Source organism: Bacillus atrophaeus, from assembly GCF_001584335.1.
Taxonomy (GTDB): domain Bacteria; phylum Bacillota; class Bacilli; order Bacillales; family Bacillaceae; genus Bacillus; species Bacillus atrophaeus.
Window position 1 is genome coordinate 334,858 of sequence record NZ_LSBB01000001.1, and the last position, 24,580, is coordinate 359,437.

25 protein-coding genes and 2 pseudogenes are annotated in these 24,580 nt (G+C 44.2%); 13 read left to right on the forward strand and 14 right to left on the reverse strand.

All coding sequences use genetic code 11. The features are described 5' to 3' along the window. Nucleotides 1-69: 69 nt before the first annotated feature. Nucleotides 70-843: a cell division protein ZapB gene (gene zapB / locus AXI57_RS01640; RefSeq protein ID WP_061669062.1), complete on the reverse strand. Its 774-nt coding sequence runs from the start codon at nt 841-843 to the stop codon at nt 70-72. A 237-nt stretch (nt 844-1,080) separates the two neighbouring features. Here zapB and AXI57_RS01645 point away from each other — a divergent pair, with 237 nt between their 5' ends. The 3 genes from AXI57_RS01645 to AXI57_RS01655 all read left to right on the forward strand — a co-directional run bounded on the left by AXI57_RS01645 (nt 1,081) and on the right by AXI57_RS01655 (nt 3,304). Then, the gene (locus AXI57_RS01645; protein ID WP_003326475.1) at nt 1,081-1,302 is read left to right on the forward strand and encodes a YuzB family protein; all 222 of its coding nucleotides are present in this window, start codon (nt 1,081-1,083) and stop codon (nt 1,300-1,302) included. A 165-nt stretch (nt 1,303-1,467) separates the two neighbouring features. Further along, nucleotides 1,468-2,769, forward strand: coding sequence for an HD domain-containing protein (locus tag AXI57_RS01650; RefSeq protein WP_010790260.1), 1,302 nt, complete (start codon nt 1,468-1,470; stop codon nt 2,767-2,769). A 34-nt stretch (nt 2,770-2,803) separates the two neighbouring features. Continuing rightward, on the forward strand, nt 2,804-3,304 hold the full coding sequence (locus AXI57_RS01655) for a YwgA family protein (RefSeq protein WP_003326477.1): 501 nt from the start codon (nt 2,804-2,806) through the stop codon (nt 3,302-3,304). A 101-nt stretch (nt 3,305-3,405) separates the two neighbouring features. Here AXI57_RS01655 and AXI57_RS01660 read toward each other — a convergent pair whose 3' ends face one another. Continuing rightward, complete coding sequence (locus AXI57_RS01660; RefSeq protein ID WP_061669063.1) at nt 3,406-4,785, reverse strand: amino acid permease; 1,380 nt, start codon at nt 4,783-4,785, stop codon at nt 3,406-3,408. Nucleotides 4,786-5,371: 586 nt separating this feature from the next. Between AXI57_RS01660 and AXI57_RS01665 the strand changes: the two genes are divergently transcribed. Beyond that, complete coding sequence (locus AXI57_RS01665; protein ID WP_061669064.1) at nt 5,372-5,791, forward strand: MarR family transcriptional regulator; 420 nt, start codon at nt 5,372-5,374, stop codon at nt 5,789-5,791. 49 nt (nt 5,792-5,840) lie between these two features. Here AXI57_RS01665 and AXI57_RS01670 read toward each other — a convergent pair whose 3' ends face one another. After that, on the reverse strand, nt 5,841-6,029 hold the full coding sequence (locus AXI57_RS01670) for a 2-hydroxymuconate tautomerase (protein ID WP_003326481.1): 189 nt from the start codon (nt 6,027-6,029) through the stop codon (nt 5,841-5,843). Nucleotides 6,030-6,137: 108 nt separating this feature from the next. Here AXI57_RS01670 and AXI57_RS01675 point away from each other — a divergent pair, with 108 nt between their 5' ends. The 3 genes from AXI57_RS01675 (at nt 6,138) to AXI57_RS21665 (ending at nt 7,630) form a co-directional block, all read left to right on the forward strand. Further along, entirely contained in the window at nt 6,138-6,797 is a 660-nt protein-coding gene (locus tag AXI57_RS01675) for a site-2 protease family protein (protein ID WP_003326482.1), read from the forward strand. A 12-nt stretch (nt 6,798-6,809) separates the two neighbouring features. Further along, complete coding sequence (locus tag AXI57_RS01680; protein ID WP_061669065.1) at nt 6,810-7,331, forward strand: YwhD family protein; 522 nt, start codon at nt 6,810-6,812, stop codon at nt 7,329-7,331. Between the two features lie 152 nt (nt 7,332-7,483). After that, nucleotides 7,484-7,630, forward strand: coding sequence for a hypothetical protein (locus AXI57_RS21665; protein WP_003326484.1), 147 nt, complete (start codon nt 7,484-7,486; stop codon nt 7,628-7,630). A 71-nt stretch (nt 7,631-7,701) separates the two neighbouring features. Here the strand turns inward: AXI57_RS21665 and AXI57_RS01685 are convergent, their stop codons facing one another. Next, a complete protein-coding gene (locus AXI57_RS01685; protein ID WP_061669066.1) occupies nt 7,702-9,777 on the reverse strand; it encodes a transglycosylase domain-containing protein in 2,076 nt (691 codons plus the stop codon). 204 nt (nt 9,778-9,981) lie between these two features. Here AXI57_RS01685 and speE point away from each other — a divergent pair, with 204 nt between their 5' ends. After that, nucleotides 9,982-10,812, forward strand: a complete 831-nt coding sequence (gene speE, locus AXI57_RS01690; protein WP_003326486.1) for a spermidine synthase — start codon at nt 9,982-9,984, stop codon at nt 10,810-10,812. A 60-nt stretch (nt 10,813-10,872) separates the two neighbouring features. Then, a complete protein-coding gene (speB, locus tag AXI57_RS01695; protein ID WP_061669419.1) occupies nt 10,873-11,745 on the forward strand; it encodes an agmatinase in 873 nt (290 codons plus the stop codon). A 41-nt stretch (nt 11,746-11,786) separates the two neighbouring features. Here the strand turns inward: speB and AXI57_RS01700 are convergent. The 4 genes and pseudogenes from AXI57_RS01700 to AXI57_RS01715 form a co-directional block, all read right to left on the reverse strand. Beyond that, nucleotides 11,787-12,253: pseudogene (locus AXI57_RS01700) on the reverse strand (YbaK/EbsC family protein). Between the two features lie 98 nt (nt 12,254-12,351). Then, nucleotides 12,352-12,471, reverse strand: a complete 120-nt coding sequence (locus AXI57_RS01705) for a PhrC/PhrF family phosphatase-inhibitory pheromone (protein WP_003326489.1) — start codon at nt 12,469-12,471, stop codon at nt 12,352-12,354. Next, on the reverse strand, nt 12,455-13,597 hold the full coding sequence (locus AXI57_RS01710) for a response regulator aspartate phosphatase (protein ID WP_003326491.1): 1,143 nt from the start codon (nt 13,595-13,597) through the stop codon (nt 12,455-12,457). Before AXI57_RS01710 ends, AXI57_RS01705 begins: the two co-directional genes overlap by 17 nt. Before the next feature lie 211 nt (nt 13,598-13,808). Further along, nucleotides 13,809-14,363 (reverse strand): YdhK family protein, encoded by a 555-nt coding sequence (locus AXI57_RS01715; RefSeq protein WP_003326492.1) that lies wholly within the window; start codon nt 14,361-14,363, stop codon nt 13,809-13,811. A gap of 282 nt (nt 14,364-14,645) precedes the next feature. On the opposite strand from AXI57_RS01715, the gene AXI57_RS01720 reads away from it, so the two are divergent. The 4 genes and pseudogenes from AXI57_RS01720 (at nt 14,646) to AXI57_RS01730 (ending at nt 19,251) form a co-directional block, all read left to right on the forward strand. After that, a complete protein-coding gene (locus AXI57_RS01720) occupies nt 14,646-16,007 on the forward strand; it encodes a YncE family protein (RefSeq protein WP_061669067.1) in 1,362 nt (453 codons plus the stop codon). Nucleotides 16,008-16,046: 39 nt separating this feature from the next. Beyond that, nucleotides 16,047-17,423: a YncE family protein gene (locus AXI57_RS01725; protein WP_061669068.1), complete on the forward strand. Its 1,377-nt coding sequence runs from the start codon at nt 16,047-16,049 to the stop codon at nt 17,421-17,423. A gap of 154 nt (nt 17,424-17,577) precedes the next feature. Next, nucleotides 17,578-17,834 (forward strand): annotated as a pseudogene (locus tag AXI57_RS21230) (YncE family protein); the annotation flags it as partial. Nucleotides 17,835-17,874: 40 nt separating this feature from the next. Then, nucleotides 17,875-19,251, forward strand: a complete 1,377-nt coding sequence (locus AXI57_RS01730; RefSeq protein WP_061669069.1) for a YncE family protein — start codon at nt 17,875-17,877, stop codon at nt 19,249-19,251. 6 nt (nt 19,252-19,257) lie between these two features. Here the strand turns inward: AXI57_RS01730 and AXI57_RS01735 are convergent, their stop codons facing one another. From AXI57_RS01735 to AXI57_RS01760, 6 genes are read right to left on the reverse strand one after another with little or no spacing between them, the layout of a single operon-like run. Next, on the reverse strand, nt 19,258-19,959 hold the full coding sequence (locus AXI57_RS01735) for a hypothetical protein (RefSeq protein ID WP_061669070.1): 702 nt from the start codon (nt 19,957-19,959) through the stop codon (nt 19,258-19,260). Then, complete coding sequence (locus tag AXI57_RS01740) at nt 19,956-21,233, reverse strand: M16 family metallopeptidase (RefSeq protein WP_061669071.1); 1,278 nt, start codon at nt 21,231-21,233, stop codon at nt 19,956-19,958. The genes AXI57_RS01735 and AXI57_RS01740 overlap by 4 nt, the downstream gene beginning before the upstream one ends. A gap of 5 nt (nt 21,234-21,238) precedes the next feature. Next, a complete protein-coding gene (locus AXI57_RS01745; RefSeq protein WP_061669072.1) occupies nt 21,239-22,429 on the reverse strand; it encodes an insulinase family protein in 1,191 nt (396 codons plus the stop codon). Continuing rightward, complete coding sequence (locus tag AXI57_RS01750) at nt 22,377-23,705, reverse strand: hypothetical protein (protein ID WP_061669073.1); 1,329 nt, start codon at nt 23,703-23,705, stop codon at nt 22,377-22,379. The genes AXI57_RS01745 and AXI57_RS01750 overlap by 53 nt, the downstream gene beginning before the upstream one ends. Then, nucleotides 23,698-24,417, reverse strand: a complete 720-nt coding sequence (locus AXI57_RS01755; protein WP_061669074.1) for an ATP-binding cassette domain-containing protein — start codon at nt 24,415-24,417, stop codon at nt 23,698-23,700. Before AXI57_RS01755 ends, AXI57_RS01750 begins: the two co-directional genes overlap by 8 nt. Then, a complete protein-coding gene (locus AXI57_RS01760) occupies nt 24,414-24,575 on the reverse strand; it encodes a bacteriocin biosynthesis protein AlbB (protein WP_003326500.1) in 162 nt (53 codons plus the stop codon). Before AXI57_RS01760 ends, AXI57_RS01755 begins: the two co-directional genes overlap by 4 nt. Nucleotides 24,576-24,580 lie beyond the last annotated feature (5 nt).

Here is a 24,580-nt window from a genome sequence, read left to right on the forward strand (position 1 = left end):
CTTAATATAAAACAATAAAGAACACAAAAGGTGAAAACCCCCTTTTCACAATATAAAAGGGGGTTTTTGCTATTCGGCCATTTTTTCTAGATTTCCGTTCCGATCCATCTTAAATGATGGTGAGGCATGTTCATCTTCTTCAAATAAAACTAGTTTTCTGGCTCTATTCATGATTCTGACAAGGGTTTCGTAGTCTTCCTGGATCGTTGTGTGATCCTTTTCAAGCTTTTGAACCTCTGTTTCAAGCTGTTCGATTTTGCTTTGTAATTCTTTGTTTTCCTGTTTTAAACGATCATTTTCCATCTTAAATGCCGATGATTGTTCACTGTTGCCTTGATAACCCTGTAAAAAGCGGATGACATCGTCCATCGTCATCTCCGGCGCCGCTGATTGAGGAGACAATAAGTGTGATAGACTAGCTAACTCTTCCTTAAAACTTTCATCTACATAAGGCATATGTTCACCTGTCATAACAGGAACCTGAGTCTCTTCCGGCGCCGCTGCCTCGGTTTGAACGGGTTCTTGTACGGCTGGTTCATTGATCGCCTCAGTCTCAACTGCCGGCGGCTGATATAATAAACGTTTTTTCGCAGGCTGGCCGTTTCCGAGAGCCCTCATTCGCTGTTTTCGCTGTTTTTTGGCAAGCTGAAGAGCTTTTTCATATTGATGCCGGACAACGGCGTTCCACCTGAACCCGCAGGCCGCAGATGTGCGGTTTAATTTATCGCCGACTTCTTCAAAGGCGTTCAACTGAGTGCTTCCTTCTCGTACATGCCGCAGCACGGTTTCGGCAAGCAGCAAATCATTTTCTTCTGACCAAGCGTCTTGACGTTGTTTTGTCATTGGATCTCAACCCCCAAATATTCTTTTGATGATATTAGAATGTCCAGATTGGAAAATATTTATACAAGGTTGCTGAAAGAATAGGAGATACGGAGGAAAAACGCGATGAGGCGGGATTTTACTAAGACTGCTTGCGGGAATTGGCGAATCCTTGTACAATTAAGAGTGATGTTATTTTTTAAGAGCGTATTTAAATGTTTGACATAGATGAACATAGAATGAAGGGAAGCGTACGTCATGGCTAATGAATTTCGAGTGTGTGATGATTGCCAAGCCACAAATATCAAAACATTGCTGCCGCGTTTAAAAGAAGTGGACCCGGATGCCAAAGTGGAAGTAGGCTGCCAATCTTATTGCGGTCCCGGGCGGAAAAAATCGTTTGCTTTTGTGAACAATCGTCCGCTGTCAGCTCCGAATGAGGATGAGCTGCTTGAAAAAGTAAAAAAGAAAATAAAATAACGAAAAGTTGTTTTTTTAACAGCCTCGGCCCATGGGTCAGGCTTTTTTGCTTCATAAAAAGCGTTTTTCAGTAAACTGGAACAAAACGCCGGACAAATTCAAGGATGTTTTCAAAGAATAGAGCCGATATAATAGAAGCATGGCTAAAAAAAAGAGGGAATGACGATGGCGTATCCAAATGGAAAATTATCAGAAGAAAAAGTGTTTAAAGATCCGGTGCACCGCTATGTGCATGTCCGGGACAAGCTGATATGGGATTTAATCGGAACCCGTGAATTTCAGCGGCTGCGCCGGATTAAACAGCTCGGCACGACCTATTTGACGTTTCATGGAGCTGAACACAGCCGTTTTAACCATTCTCTCGGTGTCTATGAGATTGTCAGAAGAATGGTTGACGATGTCTTTAAAGGCCGGCCGGAATGGGATGACAGTGAGCGTGAACTCTGCCTGAGCGCCGCGCTGCTCCACGATTTGGGGCACGGGCCGTTTTCACATTCATTTGAGAAAGTCTTTCATCTTGACCATGAAGATTTTACAAGGGACATTATTTTGGGAGATACGGAAGTCAACCAGGTTCTCAAAAAAGTAAGTCCCGATTTCCCGCGGGATGTCGCTGAAGTCATTGCCAAAACATATAAGAATAAGCAAGTGGTCAGCCTGATTTCGAGTCAGATTGACGCGGACCGCATGGATTACCTTCAGCGGGACGCCTATTACACGGGTGTGAGCTATGGCCACTTTGATATGGAGCGGATTCTTCGGGTCATGCGCCCGCGCGAGGATCAGATTGTGATTAAACAGAGCGGGATGCATGCTGTCGAAGATTATATTATGAGCCGTTATCAAATGTACTGGCAGGTCTATTTCCACCCGGTCACCCGGAGTGCCGAAGTCATTTTGACAAAAATCCTGCACAGAGCAAAGCAGCTGCATGAGGAAGGCTATATCTTCACGCATGCTCCGGTTCATTTTTACTCGATTTTTGAAGGGAATTTGACGCTTGAGGATTATCTGAAGCTGGATGAGTCGATTATCCTGTACTATTTTCAGGCTTGGGAAGAAGAAGAGGACGCGATTCTGTCCGACCTTTGCCGCAGATTTATTAACCGCCAGCTTTTCCAATACGTTGAATTTAATCCAAATGAAGAAATGACGGCTTACTTTGAGTTGACAGCTTTGTTCAAAGAGGCGGGGATTGACCCGGGCTATTATTTGGTTGTCGATTCTTCGTCCGACCTGCCGTATGATTTTTACCGGCCGGGAGAGGAAGAAGAGCGTCTGCCGATTCACCTCTTAACGCAAAGCGGGCAAATTAAAGAATTGTCCAGACAGTCAGCCATCGTTGACTCGATTTCGGGGAAAAGACGGACCGACCATAAGCTGTATTTTCCGATGGACCTTATTACCGGCGGATCAGAAAACAGGGAAGCGAAAATGAAAATCCAGCAGCTGCTGGGACTGACATAGAGATGTAATGAAGGAAAAAGGAGATGTCGGGGATTTGTTGAAAGAACATGCAAAACTGATGAAGGTGTTCTCGGATTCTGGAGAAATCGTCGGGCGGAAGAAGCTGCAAAAGATGATTTATATCGCTAAGAAAATGCAGTACCCCTTTTATGAAAAATACGATTTTCACTTTTACGGCCCTTATTCTGAGGAACTGACACTTCAAATAGAAGAGCTGTGCAACCTCGGATTTCTGCATGAGGTCAAAGAGAAAAAGGGCGGTTATTTTCAATACCGCTATTCGCTGACGGACACGGGGGCGGAGTTCTTGCATCACGCTGAACTTGATATGCCCGATATGAAGGAGTATATCGACCGCGTCAACAGCCGTTCATCACGGTTTTTGGAGCTTGTCTCCACGATTATGTACTTTGACGGGCTTGAGGCTGAGGAGAAGAAAAATAAGGTGTTCACCATTAAAAGCAAGCTGAAATATACAAACGAAGAATATGACGAAGCGCTTCAATACATAGAGGAACTGAAGCAGATTTGTTAATGGAAAGGCAAAAGAACAGGGGATGCGCCCGTTTCTTTTGCCTTTTTTATTTCTCTCTGACAAGAAAAAACCAGTCCGCTGTAAAACGGGCTGGTTTTCATTTATTTTCTTAATAAGCTGTGCTTGTACGAATACAAAAAGTAAACGGCCGCGCCTACGATAATCCAGATCAGAAAATACAGCCACGTTTTCCCCGGCAGGTTGATCATTAAGAACAAACAGCAGACAATGGAGAGGATGGGCAGCACCGGAACAAACGGGACACGAAATCCGCGTTTCAGATTCTTATGGGTGCGGCGCAGAATCAAAACGGATAAGCTGACCATGGCAAAGGTGAGCAGCGCGCCGATATTGGCGAGGTTAGACAGCTCTTTCAGGTCAATGAATCCAGCCACAAGGGCGCTTAATGTTCCGATCAGCCAAGTATTCCAGACCGGCGCTTCTGATTTTCGGCCGACAATTTTGAAAAATTTCGGCAGCATTCCGTCTCTTGCCATCGCGAAGGAAATTCGCGATGCGGCGTATGTATTGGCAAGAATAACAGCCATCAGGCCAATGATAGCCCCCACTGAAATAATGCCCGCCACAGCGTTTTGGTGTACGGCTTCTAACACGTAAGACATGGCTTCCGGCACATTCAGCTCGGAATAAGGAACCATTCCCGTCATGACAAGGCAGACGAGTACATAGATCATTGTGCAAACCAGCAATGAGCCGATAATGCCGATTGGCAAATTACGCTGCGGTTTTTTGACTTCTTCAGCAGACGCTGAGATGGCGTCAAACCCTAAAAATGCAAAAAAGACCGCAGAAGCCCCGGTGATAATGCCTTGCATACCGTAAGGCATAAAAGGATGCCAGTTGTCAGGCTTTACATAAAAGCTTCCGGTTACTATAAATAATATAACAATACTTATTTTCACAAGCACCATTACATTATTGAAGGTTTTGCTTTCCTTTGAACCTCTCGAAAGCACAGCCGTAATCAGCAATGTAATGATAATGGCAGGAAGATTGACGGTTCCTCCTTGGCTCGGTACGGTCAGCAGGGTATCCGGTATAGATAAATGGAAACCGCCTAACAAATTATTAAAGTAGCTGGACCAGCCGCTCGCCACAGCAGAAGTTGTCACCATGTACACGGATAACAATGTCCAGCCCATAAGGTGGCCGATGATTTCTCCCATTGTCGTGTACGAATAAATATATGCACTCCCGTATACAGGAAGGCAGGAAGCAATTTCCGCATAACAAAGCGCTGCCAGACTGCACACGACAGCGGCTATAATAAATGAAAAAATCACGGAAGGACCGGCATCGTTTGCGGCTGTGATACCTGTGAGCACCATTACGCCCGTCCCGATCACAGCGCCGATTCCCATTAAGGTTAAATCGAAGGCGCCCATTGTTTTAGCCGTTTTTTGGCTGCGGCTTTGTTCAAGCAGTTGACCAATGTCTTTCTTTTGCAGGATATTCCGCAACACGCATCCCTCCATCCAAGAAGCAAAAGCTATGAGGAATTCTTTGGCTTTTGCCCGTGTTACATAGTTTTTAAATCATTTTTTTTGTATGTTGCCCGAATGTTTGCGGGCAGCTGCTTTTTGAAATGATTTCCTTAAAGGTATGAAATTCAGTCTTAGAACATTGCCGGCACCAGTTACTTTTTCTGCCGTGAGTACACCATATTGTCTCCGCCGAACACGCTGATATCCTTGCAGATGTCAGCGATAAAAAGCCATACTTATTGATTTTACCTGAATCCCTCCTATAAAACCAGCATCTCTGGCTGAGATGTCAGCCATAACGTTTGAAATCGGCAGGGGATAAAAGCAGCCGAATAAATACCATTTTAGAATAAATTAAAAACTTTGTAAAATAGATTAGTTTCTGAATAATTCTATTTTAGAATTAAATATTGGAATAAAAGGGAATTTATTTCCCTGAACTAGTTAAAAAGTTGTGCTGCATCAGCTTGCTTTTTTGACTTTACCAGGAGGATATCAGTAAAATATGTAGTAAAAGCATTCAGATGTTCTGATGAATGGATCTGGAAATGAGGAACCTCACATGAATTACGATAAAATGGAAGCCAATCTGCTTGATCACGCCCTCACGAAGTATTTGAAAACAACGAAACAATTAGATGAAGCAACCGTCCCGAAACCTGTGAATAATATTCGTGGATTTATTCTCCGCATTATTTATAGACACGGAAGTTGCACCATTAAAGATATTTTACAGGAAGTGACGCTGTCTCCATCTGCGACGACGACTGCTCTTAATCATTTAGAACAGGCAGGATTGATCGAACGGTCCAGAAATAACGATGACCGCCGCACTGTGTGGATCACGCTTTCTGAATCGGGCAGGCAGGCTGCTGTTCAAATGATTGAAAACAGGCAAAGCCTGATTGATGATATGTTTGGCCGATTAACGGAAGAAGAGAAGCAGACATTTTTTTCACTCATAAAGAAAATCATGCAATAGGAAAAGAAAAAGCCGGCGCGTGTATGACGCACTGGCCTTTATAAGGAGATTATTCCATATCGCTTAAGCGTTTGCCGGCGATGGCATAATGATCCTTTCTCATTTCCTCAATCATGACGACAATTTTTTCTTCAGCCGCTCCGGTTGTTTCTTTTACTGCTTCTGTCACTTTCTCGACAAGGTTGCGCTTTTGCTCATCTGTGCGGCCTTCGAGCATTTTGACGGTTACGTATGGCATGAGTGCTGAATCCTCCTTAAAATCGTTTACTCCCTTTAGGTAGAGAGGCTTCTTATAGTATACTGAATAAAGTAAATTCTTGCATTTTAGAAAGAGGGATTTCAGCCTTTGGACCGTTTTTTATATTATCCGTTAGAACTGATGCCATATCTTGTGATCACATTGATTGTTGCATTTACGATGCACGAGCTTGCCCATGCCTATGTGGCGTATTTATTCGGTGATGATACAGCGAAAAAGCAAGGCCGGCTGACACTGAATCCGATCAAACACCTTGATCCGTTCGGCACGATTTTAATTTTAGTCATGGGCTTTGGATGGGCGCGGCCGGTGCCGGTGAATCGCAATCTCTTGAAAAAACCCCGTCTGGCGGGAATTCTGGTCTCTATTGCAGGACCTGTCAGCAACCTGATTCTTGCGTTTATCGGTTTCCTTTTGTTAGTGTTGATGCATGCTTACGGAGCCGAGCTGCTATCGGCTTTCAGTACTGGTTTGGACCAATTTTTCAACATTTGGATCAATTTAAATCTTGTCTTGTTTTTATTTAACCTGCTGCCGCTGCCGCCTCTGGACGGCTATCGGATTATTGAAGATCTCGTCTCGCCGCGTCTGCGCGTCAAGCTCTCTCAATATGAAAGTTACGGCGTTATTGTGTTTTTAATTTTATTTATTACCCCGCTCGGATCTTACGTGCTCTGGCCTATGCTCGGTAAGGGCAGGGATTCGATTATTGAGTTGTTTACAACGATATTTCAACCGCTTTTGTAGGAGGTATGACTCATGGAAGAAGGAAAGAAGAAAAAATCAATCGGATTTAATATTATCAAAAGTGATCCGACGGACGGACATGGCGGTTTTGGCGTGGGGGCGCTCAGCCTCGATAACATTTCTCCCGTATTTGTAGATGTGGAGGAAAAGGAAGCATTCGTTGATATCGGCGCGATGCACGCACGCAGTGTTGTTGAAAAAGGAATTAAGTTCTTGCCGAATAAAGAGGATGTGCCGAACGGAAAGCCGTACTGGCTTGTATGGGTCACCATCGACAGAAGAGAAGAGGGCCCTTATTATGCCGGTGTCGCCGCTTGTGAAATGACAGTGGACAGAGGCATCCGAAGAGGCTACAAATCCTTGCCGGAGCACGTAAATCTCATGGATAAGTCAATGAAGCGGCACATTATCATTGATAAAATGGATGACAGCTCGAAGCAAGTGCTCGCAGCCTTTTTGAAAAATCACGATCAAGGCTTGTGGGATCGCTCTTCATCAGAATTGAAGGCGGGATTGCTTCAAGAAGAAAAGTAGTTTGTGAACTTTTTGTGAACTTTATGAATATTTGCACTTTTTTCATGATCATTTGAGTAAACTGATGACATAGAACTAGGACATGGAAAATCCCGAGCCGAACCAAGACTCGGGGTTTTTCATTTTTTTTTGCTGTTGATAGGGGAGATATCATGTATCAAACGATTAAAGTCGCTGATTGGGTTATTGAAGCGGACGTGGAAGAAACGAGAAAGCAGTATGAGAAAGATATTAAGGATATGGGCGAATGCGGCAACTGTCTTAATTTCTATGCAGCAGTGAACGAACTGCCATTTTGAAAAGGCTCAATTTTTAGAAGGTAATAGATGAATCATACGAATAACCCGGCATACAAGCAGCCGGGTTATTCTCAATGATTCCGCCCCAGCCATTTGTCCCACCATTTTTTCGGAGAAGCGGGCTTTTCTTTGACTGGATTTTGATCTTTTGTTTGTTTTACAGGTTCTGATCCGAAGCATACATTGGACGGCTCCGTGCCTTCAATAAAATACGTATAGTGCTTGGCTGCACAGCCCGGCCCTGATGTGTAGCCTGTTGTCGGATCGATGTAAACGCCGGTTACTCCTTTCGGCGGTTTGAATGCTGTTTCCGGTTCTCCTTTGAGCGCATCCTCCATAAACTCCGCCCAAATCGTTTTGGCGTAGCTTTTTTCCTCCACCGAGTCGATGGTGCTGTTTTTGTCATAGCCGGTCCAGATACCGGCTGCCAGCTTCGGATTGAAGCCGATCATCCAGCTGTCTGCACTTGTCGTGCCTGATTTTCCCGCATAGGTTCTTGTCAGGCGATCGGTGATTGTTCGGCCCGTCACCGAGGTATAACCGTTTAAATCCTTGTCGAACATGCCTGTCATCATACTAGCCGTGACAAAAGCGGCTTTTTCATCCAGCACCTGTTTATGCTGCGGCGGGTTTTCATAAAGCACATTTCCGGCTGCGTCAGTTACCTTCGTGATAAAGGTCGGTTCGATTTGTTTCCCGCCGTTTGCCAGCATCGCATAAGCGTTGACCATCTCAATCGGGCGCACGGGTTCTGTGCCGAGGGCCAAAGACGGAAGCGCTTGAAGAGGCGCGGTAATGCCGAATTCCTTGGCTGCGGAAACAAGCTTGTTCATGCCGAGAAAAAGATGTGTTTTCACGGCGTAAATGTTGTCAGAAAGAGCCAGCGCCTGAAGAAGCGTAATCGGTTTGTTTGCATAATATCCGTTGTAGTTGCTTGGAGAATAGGTTTCTCCTTTTGCGTCAATTTGAAATTCGGTTTCTTCGCTTTTCATCAATGTCACGGGTGTAAACCCGCTCTGGATCGCTTTATAATACAGTAAAGGCTTGATCGTTGAAGCCGGCTGGCGCTTTGCTTGTGTCGTCCGGTCAAACGGGCTTTTTTGATAGTCCCGGCCGCCGACCAGGGCGAGAACTTTACCTGTGTCCGGATCAATTGCCGAAAATCCGATTTGGATGTCTGACCCTGCGTTAACCGTTTCGGTAATGGTCTCCTCGGCGATGCGCTGAAGCCGTTTATTCACCGTTGTATACACGTTTAACCCGCTCGTTTCAATTTGCTCCCGCGTCATGCCAAGCTTTTTCTCAAGCTCTCTCATCGCATTATCATAGAAATAAGGCGCTTTTTTGCTGGATGCTTGTTTGTTTAAAGGCTGATAGGAGAGAGGCTCTTTGATCAGTTCGTCTGCTTTTTTGCGGCTGATCATCCGCTGCTTTTCCATCACCCGCAGTATCGTTTTCTGTCGCTCCTTTGCCTTCGTTTCATTCACATATGGCGAATAATCGGACGGGCCTTTCGGAATGCCTGCCAAAAGAGCCGCCTCCGCATCTGTAATGTCTTTTGCATGCTTCCCGAAATACAGACGGGACGCCGCTTCGATGCCATATGCGCCGTGGCCGTAATAGATGGTATTTAAATAGCCTTCTAATATGTCGTCCTTGGAATAGTTTTGTTCCAGACGAATTGTATAGAATGCTTCATTCCATTTGCGTTTCCATGTTTTATCATGCTCAAGGTACAGGTTTCTCGCATATTGCTGGGTAATGGTGCTTGCGCCCTGAACCTTTGCCATTGCTTTAATATCGGCAAGCGCTGCGCCGGCCATACGCTTATAATCAAAACCGTGGTGATCATAGAAATTCTGGTCTTCAATCGCCACGGTTGCCTGAAGAATCGCGGGATTCATATTTTTCAGCTGAACCCAGTAGCGTTTTTCACCATAGTCTGTTTCTCCGAGTTTCGACCCGTCATTCGCAAACAGAATCGTGGATTGCGGCACTTGAACCGAGGGGGCGCCCTGCCACTTGGCAATCAAAATCACAGTCAAAAACACAGTGGCGGCGAAAAGCCCCGACAGCACCGCGATAAACACGCAGGCGCGAACGGTTTTGATGGTCAGCCGCAGCCGTTTATTTGTCATTGCATCCATTAGCGGAACCCCCCTTTTCTCATGTTTCTACTATTATGAGAAAAAAAGATTGGTTTTAAACATAGACGACGGGACGCATCTTTACTTTTTCCCCGCCATCCTCTATACTTTTTCCTTAGGTGAAAATGAGAAATTCAACCGAGAATAAAAGCAGAAAAGACGCTTACAATAAATCAAATACGAACCTTGAAAGGGAGATGACACTTGAGCGAACTTTGGTATACAGAGAAGCAGACGAAAAACTTTGGAATTACAATGAGAGTCAATAAAACACTACATACAGAACAAACTGAGTTTCAGCATCTGGAAATGGTAGAAACTGAAGAGTTCGGCAACATGCTTTATCTTGACGGAATGGTAATGACTTCTGAAAAAGATGAATTCGTGTATCATGAAATGGTGGCGCACGTACCGCTTTTCACTCACCCGAATCCTGAGAACGTACTTGTTGTCGGCGGCGGCGACGGCGGTGTCATCAGAGAAATTCTCAAGCACCCAAGCGTAAAGAAAGCGACGCTTGTAGACATCGACGGCAAGGTCATCGAATACTCGAAAAAATTCCTTCCTTCCATTGCGGGCAAGCTTGAAGATCCCCGCGTTGATGTACAGGTGGATGACGGTTTTATGCATATCGCCAAATCAGAAAATGAATATGACGTGATTATGGTAGATTCTACTGAGCCTGTGGGGCCTGCTGTGAATCTATTTTCCAAAGGCTTTTATGCCGGAATCGCAAAGGCGTTAAAAGAGGACGGCATTTTCGTCGCGCAGACGGACAACCCTTGGTTTACGCCTGAGCTGATTACAAACGTACAGCGTGATGTAAAAGAAATTTTCCCGATTACAAAGCTGTATCTTGCGAACATCCCGACATATCCGAGCGGCTTGTGGACATTTACGATCGGTTCAAAAAAACACGATCCGCTTGCAGTGGAAGAGAGCCGTTTCTTTGATATTGACACGAAATATTACACAAAAGAGATTCATAAAGCGGCGTTTGTTCTGCCGAAATTTGTGAGTGATCTGATTAAATAATGATACGAATTGCGCAGGAGCGAATCTTGCGCTTTTTTACAGGAAAGTGAGGGCTTTATGATGAGATTTGATGAAGCTTATTCAGGAAAAGTATTTATCGCGAGCCGCCCGGGCTGGGAAGAGGCGGACGCCATCCTTTACGGCATGCCGATGGATTGGACGGTCAGCTATCGTCCCGGATCAAGATTCGGTCCGGGAAGAATCCGCGAGGTGTCAATCGGTCTTGAAGAGTACAGCCCGTATTTGGACCGCGACCTTGCCGACCTCAATTTCTTTGACGCCGGCGACATCCCGCTTCCGTTCGGCAACCCGCAAAAGAGCCTTGATTTGATTGAAGAATATGTGGACAGCATTTTGGAAAAAGACAAATTCCCGCTCGGTATGGGAGGGGAGCATCTTGTGTCTTGGCCTGTTATCAAAGCGATGTACAAGAAATATCCGGACCTTGCGATTATCCATTTTGACGCACATACGGACCTTCGCGTTGATTATGAGGGGGAACCGCTTTCTCACTCCACGCCGATCCGCAAAGCGGCTGATTTAATCGGGCCGGGCAATGTCTATTCATTCGGAATCCGTTCTGGCATGAAGGAAGAATTTGAATGGGCGAAGGAGAACGGGATGCACATTTCGAAATTTGAAGTGCTTGAACCGCTGAAAGAGGTTCTTCCGAAGCTGGCAGGCCGTCCGGTATATGTCACCATCGATATTGACGTATTAGACCCTGCACATGCACCGGGAACAGGGACGGTTGACGCCGGGGGCATCACGTCTAAAGAACTGCTTGCATCCGTCCATGAAATTGCGCGTTCAGAAGTAAACGTGAAGGGCGCGGATTTAGTAGAAGTAGCTCCGATTTACGATCATTCAGAACAAACCGCTAACACGGCGAGCAAAATCATTCGTGAAATGCTGCTTGGATTTGTGAAATAGTAAGAAAAACATCCAGACTCTTGTCTGGATGTTTTTCATTCCTATGCTTTGCATACAGCGATCCACTCTTTGGCGAAAGAAAATTCGGATAATTCTCCAAGGGTCAATTCAATAGCGGAATTTTTGCTTCCGCATGCTGGAAACACAGTCTCAAACCGTTTCATTGACTCATCGAGATACACATCCATCATGAGCCAATCCGAAAGGACAAACACCCCCCAATTTCATGGCCTGTCTGTTCCAGCACTTCATCCGGCGATAGCATACGGGCTTTGAAGCCAAACGTATGCCAGAACTTTTTGTTATCAATTTTGGCATCGCCGGCTGCCACAATCAGCATGGCATGATCTCCTTCATCTCTGAAGGAAAGCGTTTTAGCGATTCGTGCCGGACTCACGCCGATCGTCTCCGCCGCCTGTTCGACCGTTGCACTTGATGTCTCAAACGCCATGACATCATTTTCCCGATTCCATTGCTTAAAATGGGTTTTTACACTTTCAAGAGACATGATTCTGTGCCATCCTCTCCATTGATATGTTTTAAAAATGATAGCATGGATGGGGAGGCTGGAATGAGGGGACAAAAAAACCGCCGATGGAGGCGGTCTTAGATCATAGCACGTTGTGCAACGTCAAAATGTTCTGTAGATGAATTTGATACTTCTGCTGTGACAAATACAGCACTCACAGCTAAACAAGCGAGTAATAATTTATACTTCCATTTCATATAAATTCACCCCCCCTTGAATGTGCTGTCTTGCTTCTTCAACCTTTAAAAAGTAAGTAGATGCTTTTTTATAACATTCCTGCTGATGATAATACTTAGCAACATCGAGTGCAAAGTCTTCAATATCAGCATACATCATTTTACTTTCAAGGAAAACAAAACATTTTTTGATTGCTTCTTCATCAGGTCCAGACAAGTATAAAGATTCCAAAAATTCAAACTCCATTAAGTACACATTGTCTCCGGCAGCTATTGAATATTCTCTTCCTTTTTTATGATATTCACAAGCGTTATCAATCTTACCTAATTTAAAATAAATTTGTGTAATTAGGAAAAAGGCTTGTGGCAGTGAAGGAAGCATTTTAGATTTTTCAAATACATGAATAGATTTTTTTACATACTCTATCGCTGATTCAAAGCTGTGTTGATTTTGCTTGCAAAGGGCAATATTATAAAGCGTTCTTCCCATTAGTTGCGGCTGCTGTTCTGCCTCAGCAAGTGTATAAGCTTTTTGGAAATGAGCAATTGCTTTATCATACTGTTTCAGGTCCAAAAAGTTAGCTCCAAACAGGGACTGGCATTGAATCATTCTGATACCATATGTAGTTTGTTCATTGTATATTTCAAAGGCTTGACGTGCATAGTCCATGGACACATAAGTTTGCTTCATATAGTAATAAACTTCTGACATTTTGAAAAAGAATTCAGCTTTATCAATTTTATCTTTAACAAAAGTCAGTTTGCTCTCTGCTTTTTTAAAAAATTGAATGGCTAATATATATTCCCGCTGGTCCAGCTCATACATACCTCTGAAGAAATTAAAATAGTATTCAAGCAGTCCGGTTAAACGAGCCTGTTTTTTATCGATTTCAAGCAGTAAATCGGACAGTCGCGGCTGTTCTTCTATCCTCATTTTTTCTAACGGTTCTAGATACTCAAGCATCAGATTGTGCCGGAATTCCATCAGTGAATAATACAAATGAAGATCCTGGTCTTCTTCTATTTGAGCCAGCTCTTGTTTGATTTCTCTTCGTAAGTATTCCGCATCCGGTATGCTGAATCGGCGTATGTACATGTACCATTCATTAATCTTTTCTCCAATGGAAGAAGATATGACGCCTGTCACGTTTGAAAACCCCTCCCTTCATCATTCTATATATGTCATATTTTATCATTTTTGTTTTGTTTGGAAGCGCAAAAAAACCGCAAATTTTTTTGCGTGACCGAATAGTGGAAACGCGCTCTCTCTCCCGGCCATATCTAACACAATAAAAATAAACTGTTAAACATATTGGATAGGGCCAATTTGTTTAACAGTTCATCATTATATTCTGCCTTTATTTTGAAGATAGTTCACTTTCTGTTACCCACTTGTGATTTTTCACTTTTTCTCCGCCAGTTGTCGGGGTGTAATCAACCGTATAGACAGTCGTTTTCTCAGCTGAATCGATTTTCCCTGTTGCACCCTTCATTCCCTTCATATGATCCGCTTCTATAATCACGTCCGTTCCGGGTTTTAATGTTTCATCACTGGCATTTTTTATTTCTTCTTGAATCACCCATTTATGATTTTCCACTCTTGTTCCGCCGGTTGTCGGTGTATAGGAAACAGCATAGGCCGTCGTATCATAGGCACCTGTAATGGTTGCTTCGGCACCCTTCATGCCTTTCATGTGATCCGCCTTGATGATGGCTTGGCTTCCAACTTTATAAGTTGGGTGCTGTGCTGCTGTCAGGCCTTCCGGAATCTCACTGGACTCAGAATGAGTATGTGTGTCGTCCATATTCATCGTTTGATCTGATTTTTTGTCTTGATTATCGCTGCCGCATGCAGACAGCATTAATAGTAATAGCAAAGAAACGATTCCGATCAAGGTTGTATTCCTTTTCATTGTGATCCTCCTTTTATTTACCCAGAGAAGCTTGGGAACTTATATAAGTAGTGTAATAAGGCTGCTTGTATAAATAAATCCTCCTTATGAAGTCTTTTTTATTTTATATAACCTGACATTCCTGCTATAAAACATAATTTGTAAATAACTCTTTTTCTTTTTACCCGTTTTCAGTTTAAAAAAACACTTTTGGCTTAGAACTTTTGTACAAGCAAAACCTTTTTGTCCCCATACTCTATTACTGCTGCGCTTAGCAGCTATTTCTGAGAAGGAAGTGAGCATGTGAAGAAGATTGAGCGTTCTTTTAAAGAAAAAGCCGTCAGACAGCAAGAGGATTGTTTATGTTTTTGTGAGGAAGAAGCCAGCCGTGAAGCCATGTTTCAAGCGCCGATAGAAGTGCCAGAGGGGTTTGTTGTTGATCCTGCTGAAGCGGTAGCGAATGTCACATGGAACGCGGACAGCCTATCCTGTGTCAGTGAACGCTGCTTCATTCAGACTGGACCCGGGCCTGATGAGATCGAAATCCATTTTGCAGTCCGCCTGCAGGGAACCGTCACGCTTCTTGTCAGTGTCTCACCTGTGCGAAACCAATATGGACAAGGGGAGGGGGCTGTTTCTGTCATTCACAATGTAGAGATTGATCAAGTCGTCTATTACTCTGATGAACCGGATGATTGCCCGGATTTCAGTGACATCACGATCGAAAATCTTGTTGTCGTCCCGCCGTTTTACGGCAGTCCTTTATCGGTGACAGGAACGATTGTGCTCGCCCCGGAACCAGAGCCGGAGCCTGTTTATGCGTTTACAGCGAATCCAGATGATCAGTCGGTTTCCGTAATTGATACGAATACTCATACCGTTATAACAACCATTTCTCTCCCATACGAGCCAACAGGTATAGAAATTACGCCAGATAAAGCCTCTACGTTTGTTTTGCATTTCAACAATAGTGTCATTTCTGTCATCGATAATGGCACATTGACTGTTACTGGATCCATTCCGCTAGATCAGCCGCCTGAAACAATTAAATTTATGCCTGAACATGATTTCGCATATGTTCTCGCTGGTAATGCCATTTATGTGATCAGAATTGAAACGTCTGCCGTAGAAAGATCTATTCCTGTTGAAGGGTATGATATTGCAATTGATCCCAATGGGTTGTTCGCCTATGTTCTTGATTTTGGTTTAGTGCAAAAAGTGGACTTATCTACCGGTGAAGTTACAGGAATGATTGAACGGGAGCTTATTGTAAATTCCATAGAAACAAAGCCGCCGGAGCGGTATGCCTATGTATTAGAACAAGATCACTTCTTAAATTATTTGACGATTATTGATTTAGATACGTTTACGATCAGTAGCACCCAAGAGCTGGAGTATGAGGGTGAGTATCAAATGTTTAAGAGCGGATCAGGATTGTATTTGTTTGATGGTTTCACTCATAATCTATATTCCGTCAGTCCAAGTGGTGCAGGCGTAATAGGAAATCTTCCGCAATCGGCAAGAGATTTTGCGTTTACCCCGAATGGCGAATTTCTGTATGCAACTCGTTTTATAGAGCAAAGCATCATTGTTTACAACACGGATGACTATTCTGTGGAAACTGTCATATCGCTTGGCGTTTCACCGAGTGACATTGCGATTTAACCAAATGCATGTTGTGCATTTTTAAAAGGACGTGACATTATGAAAAAAAATGATCTTTCTGCTTTTCAGGAAAATTGTTTCTGCTTTTGTGATGAGGAGATCAGCCGAGAAGCGCTGTTTCAAGTGCCGATTGACATTCCTGAGGGGTTCACTATTGATTCTGCCGAAGCAGCTGCAGCGGTTACGTGGAGTACAGACAATTTGTCCTGTATCAGTGAGCCTTGCTTAATCCAGACTGGGCCGGAACCAGAAGATATCGGTGTTCAATATGCTGTGCGTCTGCAAGGGACCGTTACGCTTCTTGTCAGTGTCTCACCTGTAAGAAATCAATATGGACAAGGGGACGGGGCTGTTTCTGTCATTCACAATGCAGAGATCGATCAAGTCGTCTATTATTCTGATAACCCGGATGATTGCCCGGATTTCAGTGACATCACGATCGAGAACCTTGTTGTCGTTCCGCCGTTCTACGGCAGTCCTTTATCGGTGACGGGGACGATTGTACTTGTACCGGCGCCGGATCAGCGATCTTACGTGTTTACTGCAAACACTGGAGACAGCACGGTTTCGGTCATTGATACTGACGTGAATACTCTTGTAAGTACCATTTCTTTATCTGATATCCCGACTGATCTGGGTGTTACCTTGGATAAAGCGTATACGTATGTTCTCCATAGGAATGCGAATCTTGTATCGATCATTAACAACGAAACATTAATGGTTACACAAACCATCCCTCTTGCAGGAGCCCCAAGAAAAATCCAGTTTGAAACTGGGGGAGAATTTGCTTATATTCTCGCAGGGGGCAGCTCCATTTATGAAATTAATATTTCCTCGCAAACCATTACCAATACATTCACGGTGTCACCCGCTGCGGACGATTTTGCCCTAGACCCTAACGGACAGTTTTTCTATACGACCAACTCTGTATCTTGGGTCGTTAATAAATATGACATAAATACAGGGCAGCTGATTGATAGTTTAAGTAACTTTGAAACACCAAATCTTATTGAAACCCCGTTAATAGGGGATTTTGCTTATCTGGAAAATGGTGAGCTAAGGCCGAATGGCGTTTCTGTGATAGATTTGACAACATTTAGCGAATCTTCAAAAATTAACAGACTGTTTGACGGTTTAATAACAATTGTTTTTTCTGCTGACGGAACTCGTGCGTTTTTCCTTGAGCCCTATTTTGAGGTATTTCCGGAGAATCTCACTGTCGTAGATACAGCGCAGCATACCTTTATAACAACTGCCTCTCTCCCCGGCGCCTCTGACCTCGCTGTAACGCCGGACAATCAGTACATTTATGCAGCACAGCCCGACGACAATACCGTGACAGTGTACCGCACAAGTGATTATACAGCCGTGACGGTCATTCCGGTTGGGGACGGTCCGTCTGCGATAGCAATGTAGAAGCTTTACAGTTCGAAAGAAGCGGGGCGGCGATCAGAGATGTGTTTATGGATCGATGACCCGATCTGCTGTATCGCCACCACAATGATCAGAAACAGCAGTTCACTTATGGTAAAACTGAAGCATCCACCATATCCTAGAGCCTGTAGAGGTGTATGAGGGTGAATTTCAAATGTTTACGAGCAGAATGATATGACGGCTTCACCGGCAATTTATATTCTCCCAGTCCTATGGTGCAGGCGTTATAGGAGATGTTCCACAATCGGCAAGCGACTTTGCGTTTACCCCGAATGGCGAATTTCTGTATGCAACTCATTTTATAGAGCAAAGCATCACTGTTTACAACACGGATGATTATTCTGTGGAAACTGTCATATCGCTTGAGTTTCACCGAGTGACATTGCGATTTAACCAACTGTATATTGTGCATTTCTAAAAGGGATGTGAAATCATGAAAAAGAATGATCTTTCTGCTTTTCAGGAAAATTGTTTCTGCTTTTGTGATGAGGAGATCAGCCGAGAAGCGCTGTTTCAAGTGCCGATTGAAGTTCCGGAGGGGTTTGTCGTTGATCCTGCTGAAGCGGTCGGCGCCGTCACGTGGAGTTCGGATAATCTTTCATGTGTCAGTGAACCTTGTTTAATCTGGACAGGACCGGCACCTGAGGATATTAGCGTTAACTATGCGGTGCGGCTTCAAGGAAGCGTCACACTTCTTGTCAGTGTATCGCCTGTGAGGAATCAATATGGACAAGGAGACGGGTCCATATCGGTTATTCATACCGCGTACATCGATCAGGTCGTTTATTATACGAATCAGTCAGATGATTGCCCTGATTTCAGCCAAATCACAGTAAAAGACATCTTGGTTGTTCCGCCTTTCTACGGAAGTCCGCTGACGGTGACCGGAACGATAATTCTCGCGCCAGAGCCGGAGCCGCGATCTTATGTGTTTACAGCCAATACTGGGGACAGCACAGTTTCGGTCATTGATGCTGCGTTAAACACGGTTGTAAAAACCATTCCTTTTTCTGATGTGCCGACTAATGTGGGTGTCACATTTGATAAAGCATACACGTATGTTCTCCATGGGAATACCAATCTCGTCTCTGTCATTGATCATAAAACATTAACCGTCACACAGACCATCACTGTTGGAGGAGTGCCAAGAAAAATTCAATTTGATCCATCAGCCGGGTTCGCGTTTGTGATGGCGGCCGGCTCCATTTATATGATTAACATGAGCCTTCAATCAGTGGTTAATGTCATCCCTGTACCCGGCGCCTCAGATTTTGCGCTTGATCCTAATGGGCAGTTTGTTTATACCGCTAATACAATTAATTGGTCGGTGGATAAATATGATGTGAATACCGGCCAGCTGACCGACAGTATTATTGACACATTTGAATTTCCTAGTTTAATTGAAACTCCTTACGACGGGAATTTCGCATACGTCATGAATGGTGAATTGTTTCCGAAAGGTGTAACTGAAATCAGTTTGTCGCCGTTGAGCAAAGGCGGCGATTTTAACCGGTTATTTGAAATTCTGAACGCTATTGTATTTTCTCCCGACAGCACACGTGCTTATCTTCTGGAACCATATTCAGATCCATTTCTCACTGACAATCTTTCTGTAGTCAATACAGCCCGGCAAAGAATCATTGCGAATGCCTCGATACCGGGAGCCATTGACCTCACAGTAACACCGGACAATCAATATATCTATGTTGCGCAGCCTGCAGCCAATACAGTGACGGTATATCGCACGAGTGATTATACAGCCGTAGCGGTCATTCCGGTTGGCGCTGGTCCGTCTGCGATTTCGTTGTAGATGTTTTCACAGGTCGAGAGAAGCGGAGCTGCGATAAGAGACTCGTTTATAAATAAATGAACCTATCTGCTGGATGACAGCCAAGATAATCAGAAACAGCAGTTCACTAATGGTAAAGCTGAGCATCCACCATATCCCGGCTCCTGCTAATATCAGAACGACAGCCTTTTTAGCCGTTTGCCCATTCTGGAGAAGCTGGAGCAGGTATGACCTCATATAAAACAATAAATAAATGATGAGAACAATCGCAATCCCCTTCGTGACAGCAGGGGGCGTGTGAAAGCTGAAGGGAACGGCTTTGACCACTTCAAACATGTAACCGAACACGATCACTTGGCATAATACAGCCCCCATCACGTATGTTTGACGGATGCCCTTGTAGCTTTCGCGCAATGATTTCACATCGCCGGCATAACGGCTGCACAGCTTGCGATGCTGAAAATCACAGCAGCTTTGATGAGATTGCGTTATCTTCTGAAAAGCTGCTGTCATGCTTTTGACGGATCGGGTGACATAGTGAAGATACAAAAATGCCGGCAGCATCAGCACAGAAGCGGCAAAAGAAAGCAAGCCGAGCCGCACACAATCATTTTTGATCAGCTGTACATATTGCCCCGCGGCCTCAGCGCTGGCTTGAAACCAGCCAAATGAATAGGCCGCCATGACCATAAGCAGCAATAACACAGTGAAGACAGTGCTTTTTTTCATGGTCCAACCACCTCTGGCAGAGAGACATGAATGGTTGCTTTTTTAGCAGAAGCCACAGTATCAATAAGATATAAAAAATCCTGTACAGTCATGTTTTGAATCAGCCGGTAAAGCTCAAAAAAAGAGCAATCATACCGCTCACATTCAGCCGCCCATTCAAAGCATTTACGCACATAATCACTGTCATAGATAATCGCGTTCAGCAAAGATTCCTTGCCGTACTCCAGCCAAGCTTCCGCCTGACATTTCTGCTGCATCACATAGTTTGCCGCTACATCGATATAGGCTGAAGAATGTGCCCCTTTACTGTGAAGGATCAAAAAGCCGCCATCTTCTGACATGTGACTTTCCGCTGATAAGCTTTGAATATTAAGGAGGCGCGTTTGCCGGATTTCTTGAAACAACGGCGAATCTATATGAAAAAGAACGCGGGAGACGATGTCCCAATACATTTGCAATGTAAAAAGATCGTTTTTATCGGGGAGTGCGCCTATATGTAATCCGGTCCATGTTTCCCCCGAGCACTCCGCATCACCCAGGCTCTGATTTTGTAAGAGGGGAGGGCATACAGGCATGAATTTTCCCTTGGGGGTATGGCCTGAGCGGCCGCGCAGCCGGAGATGAGAAGGCAAAATGGTTTCTGTATCTTCAGAGCCGCCGATCAGAAACATCGTCATACGCTGGGGCTGGTAGCCTGTTGCATAGGCTTCTTTTAGATCATTGATCGTTAAAGCCTCGATATCCTCCGTTCTGCCGGCGGGAAAAATCGCAGCGGGACATGCGGGAGAAAGCAAATTCAGCATCTGATAATGATAATGAAGCTGTTGATTGAGATGAGCTGTTTCAATTTCGCTTTTAATCACGCTTTTTTCTTGAGCGACAATATTCTCTTCAAAGGAGGGATTCCATAAAGCATCAAGCAGTTTCGGGATCGTGTGCTCCAGCCGATCAGGAAGAGAGGTAAACATGAAATTTGTATCTGTATATGTAGTGAACGCATTCAAAAGCGCTCCATGATCAAAAAAATCGCTGTATAGATTTCGCCCGTTATGCCAGAAGAGAACATGCTCTAAAAAGTGCGCAGTGCCGTACGGCAGCACTTTTTCGCTGTCTCCGGAGTGCAAACGGATGTCCCGGCTGCCGAAATTGACTTTGACATTACACAGCCTCATATGGGCGTTGGGGAATTTTACTCTGCATATTTTTAGTCCATTGTCTGCGTACGTGATCTCGGTACGTGCATCAAGCTGATGAAAAAAGGTTTCTTTCTCCAATCTCCTCATCCCCTTACTACATGTGCTCCAATATATTTAATATTGGTCACGTATTGTAATAAATCGCGGCAGGTAATCGTTGAAATACCGTCTAGAATGTCTTCTTTTTTGTATGAGTAATGACGCAGAATTCCCATATAGGCTAAGAGTCCTTCCGGAGAATCTAATTGCAGAAGGATTTCATTTTTCAGGAATTGCTTCGCTTTTTCTAATTCCTGTTCATCTACATGAAAATTCATGACCGTTTCGATCACTCTTGGCGGAATCTCTTTCTCTTGAACGCGATCGGTACATACGGATACAAGCAGCAGATTGCTCATGATGTCATAGCGGGTAATGACATGGTAAACCGCCATTTGTTTCTCGCGAAAATGCCGAAATAATGCGGAATGGCCGTACTTTCCGAGTAATCCGTCTATCAGCTGGATTTTTATATAATCACGGAAACCGTTCATTTCTCCGCAATCAAACCCAAGGGTCATCACGGAAGGACCTGCGGTGCTGCGTGTCTCTGTTTCATAAATGTTTTTATTGATGGGTTTTCTTCTACCGTTCATGGAAGGTGCGTGTCTGGAATATCCTCCGGCATGTAACTCTTGAACGTTTCCTATTACATAAAGCTGTTTTTGCTGGGACAACAAATCAGTTTTAAAATCTGATGCATCCAGAAAGCGTTTAGGCTGTATCGCTTGTACCTTTTCTTTCCGGCCAAACATAGCTGTGCCGTACATCGGACTGCCGAACGTCTCCTCTGCCAGACGGGCTGCCGAGTAAGAGAAAGGATCCGCGAACTTCTTTTCGATCTTCAGTAAAAGGTCAGCCTTAGCCGTTTCTGCGATATCGGCCGGAAGAGAGGCCGGAAGAGAGGATCTATCAACAAATGTTTCCAGCACATCATCAATGTTGAGATTTTTGTGATATAGCGGATGAAGCAAGCGGGTTCCGTATGTCTTGAGCTGCCGGTCAAAAAATAGATTCGCTGAGTAGATAAAGCGGCTGCCGGCAGCATATCCAAAGACGTCAGTGATGTTTTGTTTTAGATAGGCCGCCGCACCGTAAAAATAGATTGTTTCTTCTTCAGGCTCTGCCTCGATTTCGATCGGTTTCAGAAAGCTCGCGGCGATGGAGATTGTTGAAAATTGATCAGTCATTAACAGGTTCATTTCCAAATCGTTGACTTTTTCTCCTTGTATCAAAGAAACCACCTTCCTGTTTTTGCAGCAAATAGACAATGATCAGCCCGGCAATCGGGATGATCGCCAAGGAGATAACAGTGCCCGCGATAGTTGCTAAGAATAGGGGAATACAAAATACGTAGGAACGGTATTTAGAGAAGCCGCTCCAGAGCTGCTGCTCCGTCTGCCACCCGAAAGAGGGTCTTTTTTCATCAGATGTTAGCCGAATAAAGGCTCCCATCAGCAGCAATTCGATACACTGCAAAAAAGTCATGAGTGAAATCGGCTGGCTGCTGATCAAACCGACGATCATAGCGATCAAAATAAACCCGCCTGCCAACAAACCGGAATAAAAGCGATATTTTGCCCAAAACATCGTTCTCCGTTTAATCGGAAGCGTGATTAACAGCATCCGGTCGTTTTTTTCAAGAGAATACAATAAAGCGATAGGAGAACAAATTAACAGCAAGGCGGTAATCACAATATAAATGATATGCTGATCAGCGATGCCGGTTTTCATCATCTGAAACGAAAAAAAACCGCTGAAAGCCGCCATGACAATGTAGTTTAATAACATCGCCTTTGACGAAATAAACCGATTCCATTCTCTCTTATAAAATGAAAACTCCGATGTCCGCATGAATGAATGCATCTTGTTCTGCTGATCAGGCACCTGCAGAAAGGAGGGGAAATCAAAGAAAACGCCCCATGCCATGTGAACCCCGCATAATGGGATCGTCAAAGCGGGCATAAAAACCACGCTGGCGCAGATACAGGCAAATGCCGCCGCATGCAGCAGGAACACAAATCCCTTCTTTTTGACAAAAAGGTTGCTTAACAGAACGCCTAATAAAATGGAGTAGACTGTGAAAAACGAAAATTTGCCGAGCCAAAATAACGTTTCCGTCCCTGACAGCGTGCCGGTTCCAAATAAAAACAACGGTAAAATAAAAAAGAATAACGTTCTTCTCAAACAAGTATCCACAAACAAAACCACGCTTTGAGCAAGCCAAAAGCTCCGTGAAGAGATTGGCAAAAGACAGCTCAGCTTCATGTAAGATTCCTTCCATTGTGAAGAAATAGAAAGAAATACCATATACACATTCATAAAAAGAAGCGCGAGTGTGACATATGTTTTTCCTAAAACCGACTCATCAATGCCGGCCTGCCGGATCAGTCCGATTTCAAACAAAGCCAGAACAGCAAGTCCGGCGGTGATGCGAATGGCATCCTTTTTCCCTTGCCGGCCGTAAAGCTGTTTGAACAGCAGGGTAAGAATTTGAAACACATTATTCATGGCCGATCACCTCAAAAAATTCCCGGCGCAGATCTGTGTCATCCTTAATAGGAATCAATTTGCGAATCTGTTTATCATGAAGAATAGCTGCATAATGGCAAAACCTTTTCACCACATCAAGCAGATGGGAAGAAAACAAAATGGTTCCGCCTGACTTGCAATACTCCTGCATTTTCTCATAAAAGATTTCAATCGATTCCACGTCCAAGCCGACAAGCGGCTCATCTAAAATAAACAGGGGAGCCCGCAGCAATAACCCTGTCATCAGAACAACCTTTTGCCTGTTGCCGAGAGACAGCTCTGAGATTCTCCGATTCGTGTACTGAGAAAAGTGAAACTCCTCTGCTAAACTGACATATTGTTGTTCGTGAAATTCTTTTTGATAAAGAGAATGGACGAAAGAAACGTATTCCTTCGCCGTGATCTCTGTAAAAAGCAATGGATAATCCGCCGCGAAGTAGCGGTTGGTTTTCAGCTGATCTAATGTCTTCAGCGGCGTTTTGGCGTTAACTTCAATGCCGCACAGCTTGAAGCTCCCGCTAAAATTCCGATTAACGCCTGTCAGCGTATTGATCAGCGTTGTTTTGCCGGCGCCATTTACTCCAAGCAGTCCGTAAACGGCGCCTTTTTCTAAATGTAAATCAACGTTTTCTAAGATGACGTTATCTTGTTCGTACCAAACGGATAAAGCGTGTATATCCAACATGCTCATCGAGATTCAGCCTTCCGCGCTCTCATTCCGAATATAATGGCAATCACAATGGAGATCAGAGTAAACAAATAATCGCTTTTGACGAAATAGACAACCGCGCCGATGACAAACACGAATGAAAGGATATACAATAGCCATTTTCTTTGTGTTGGTGACAAAACAT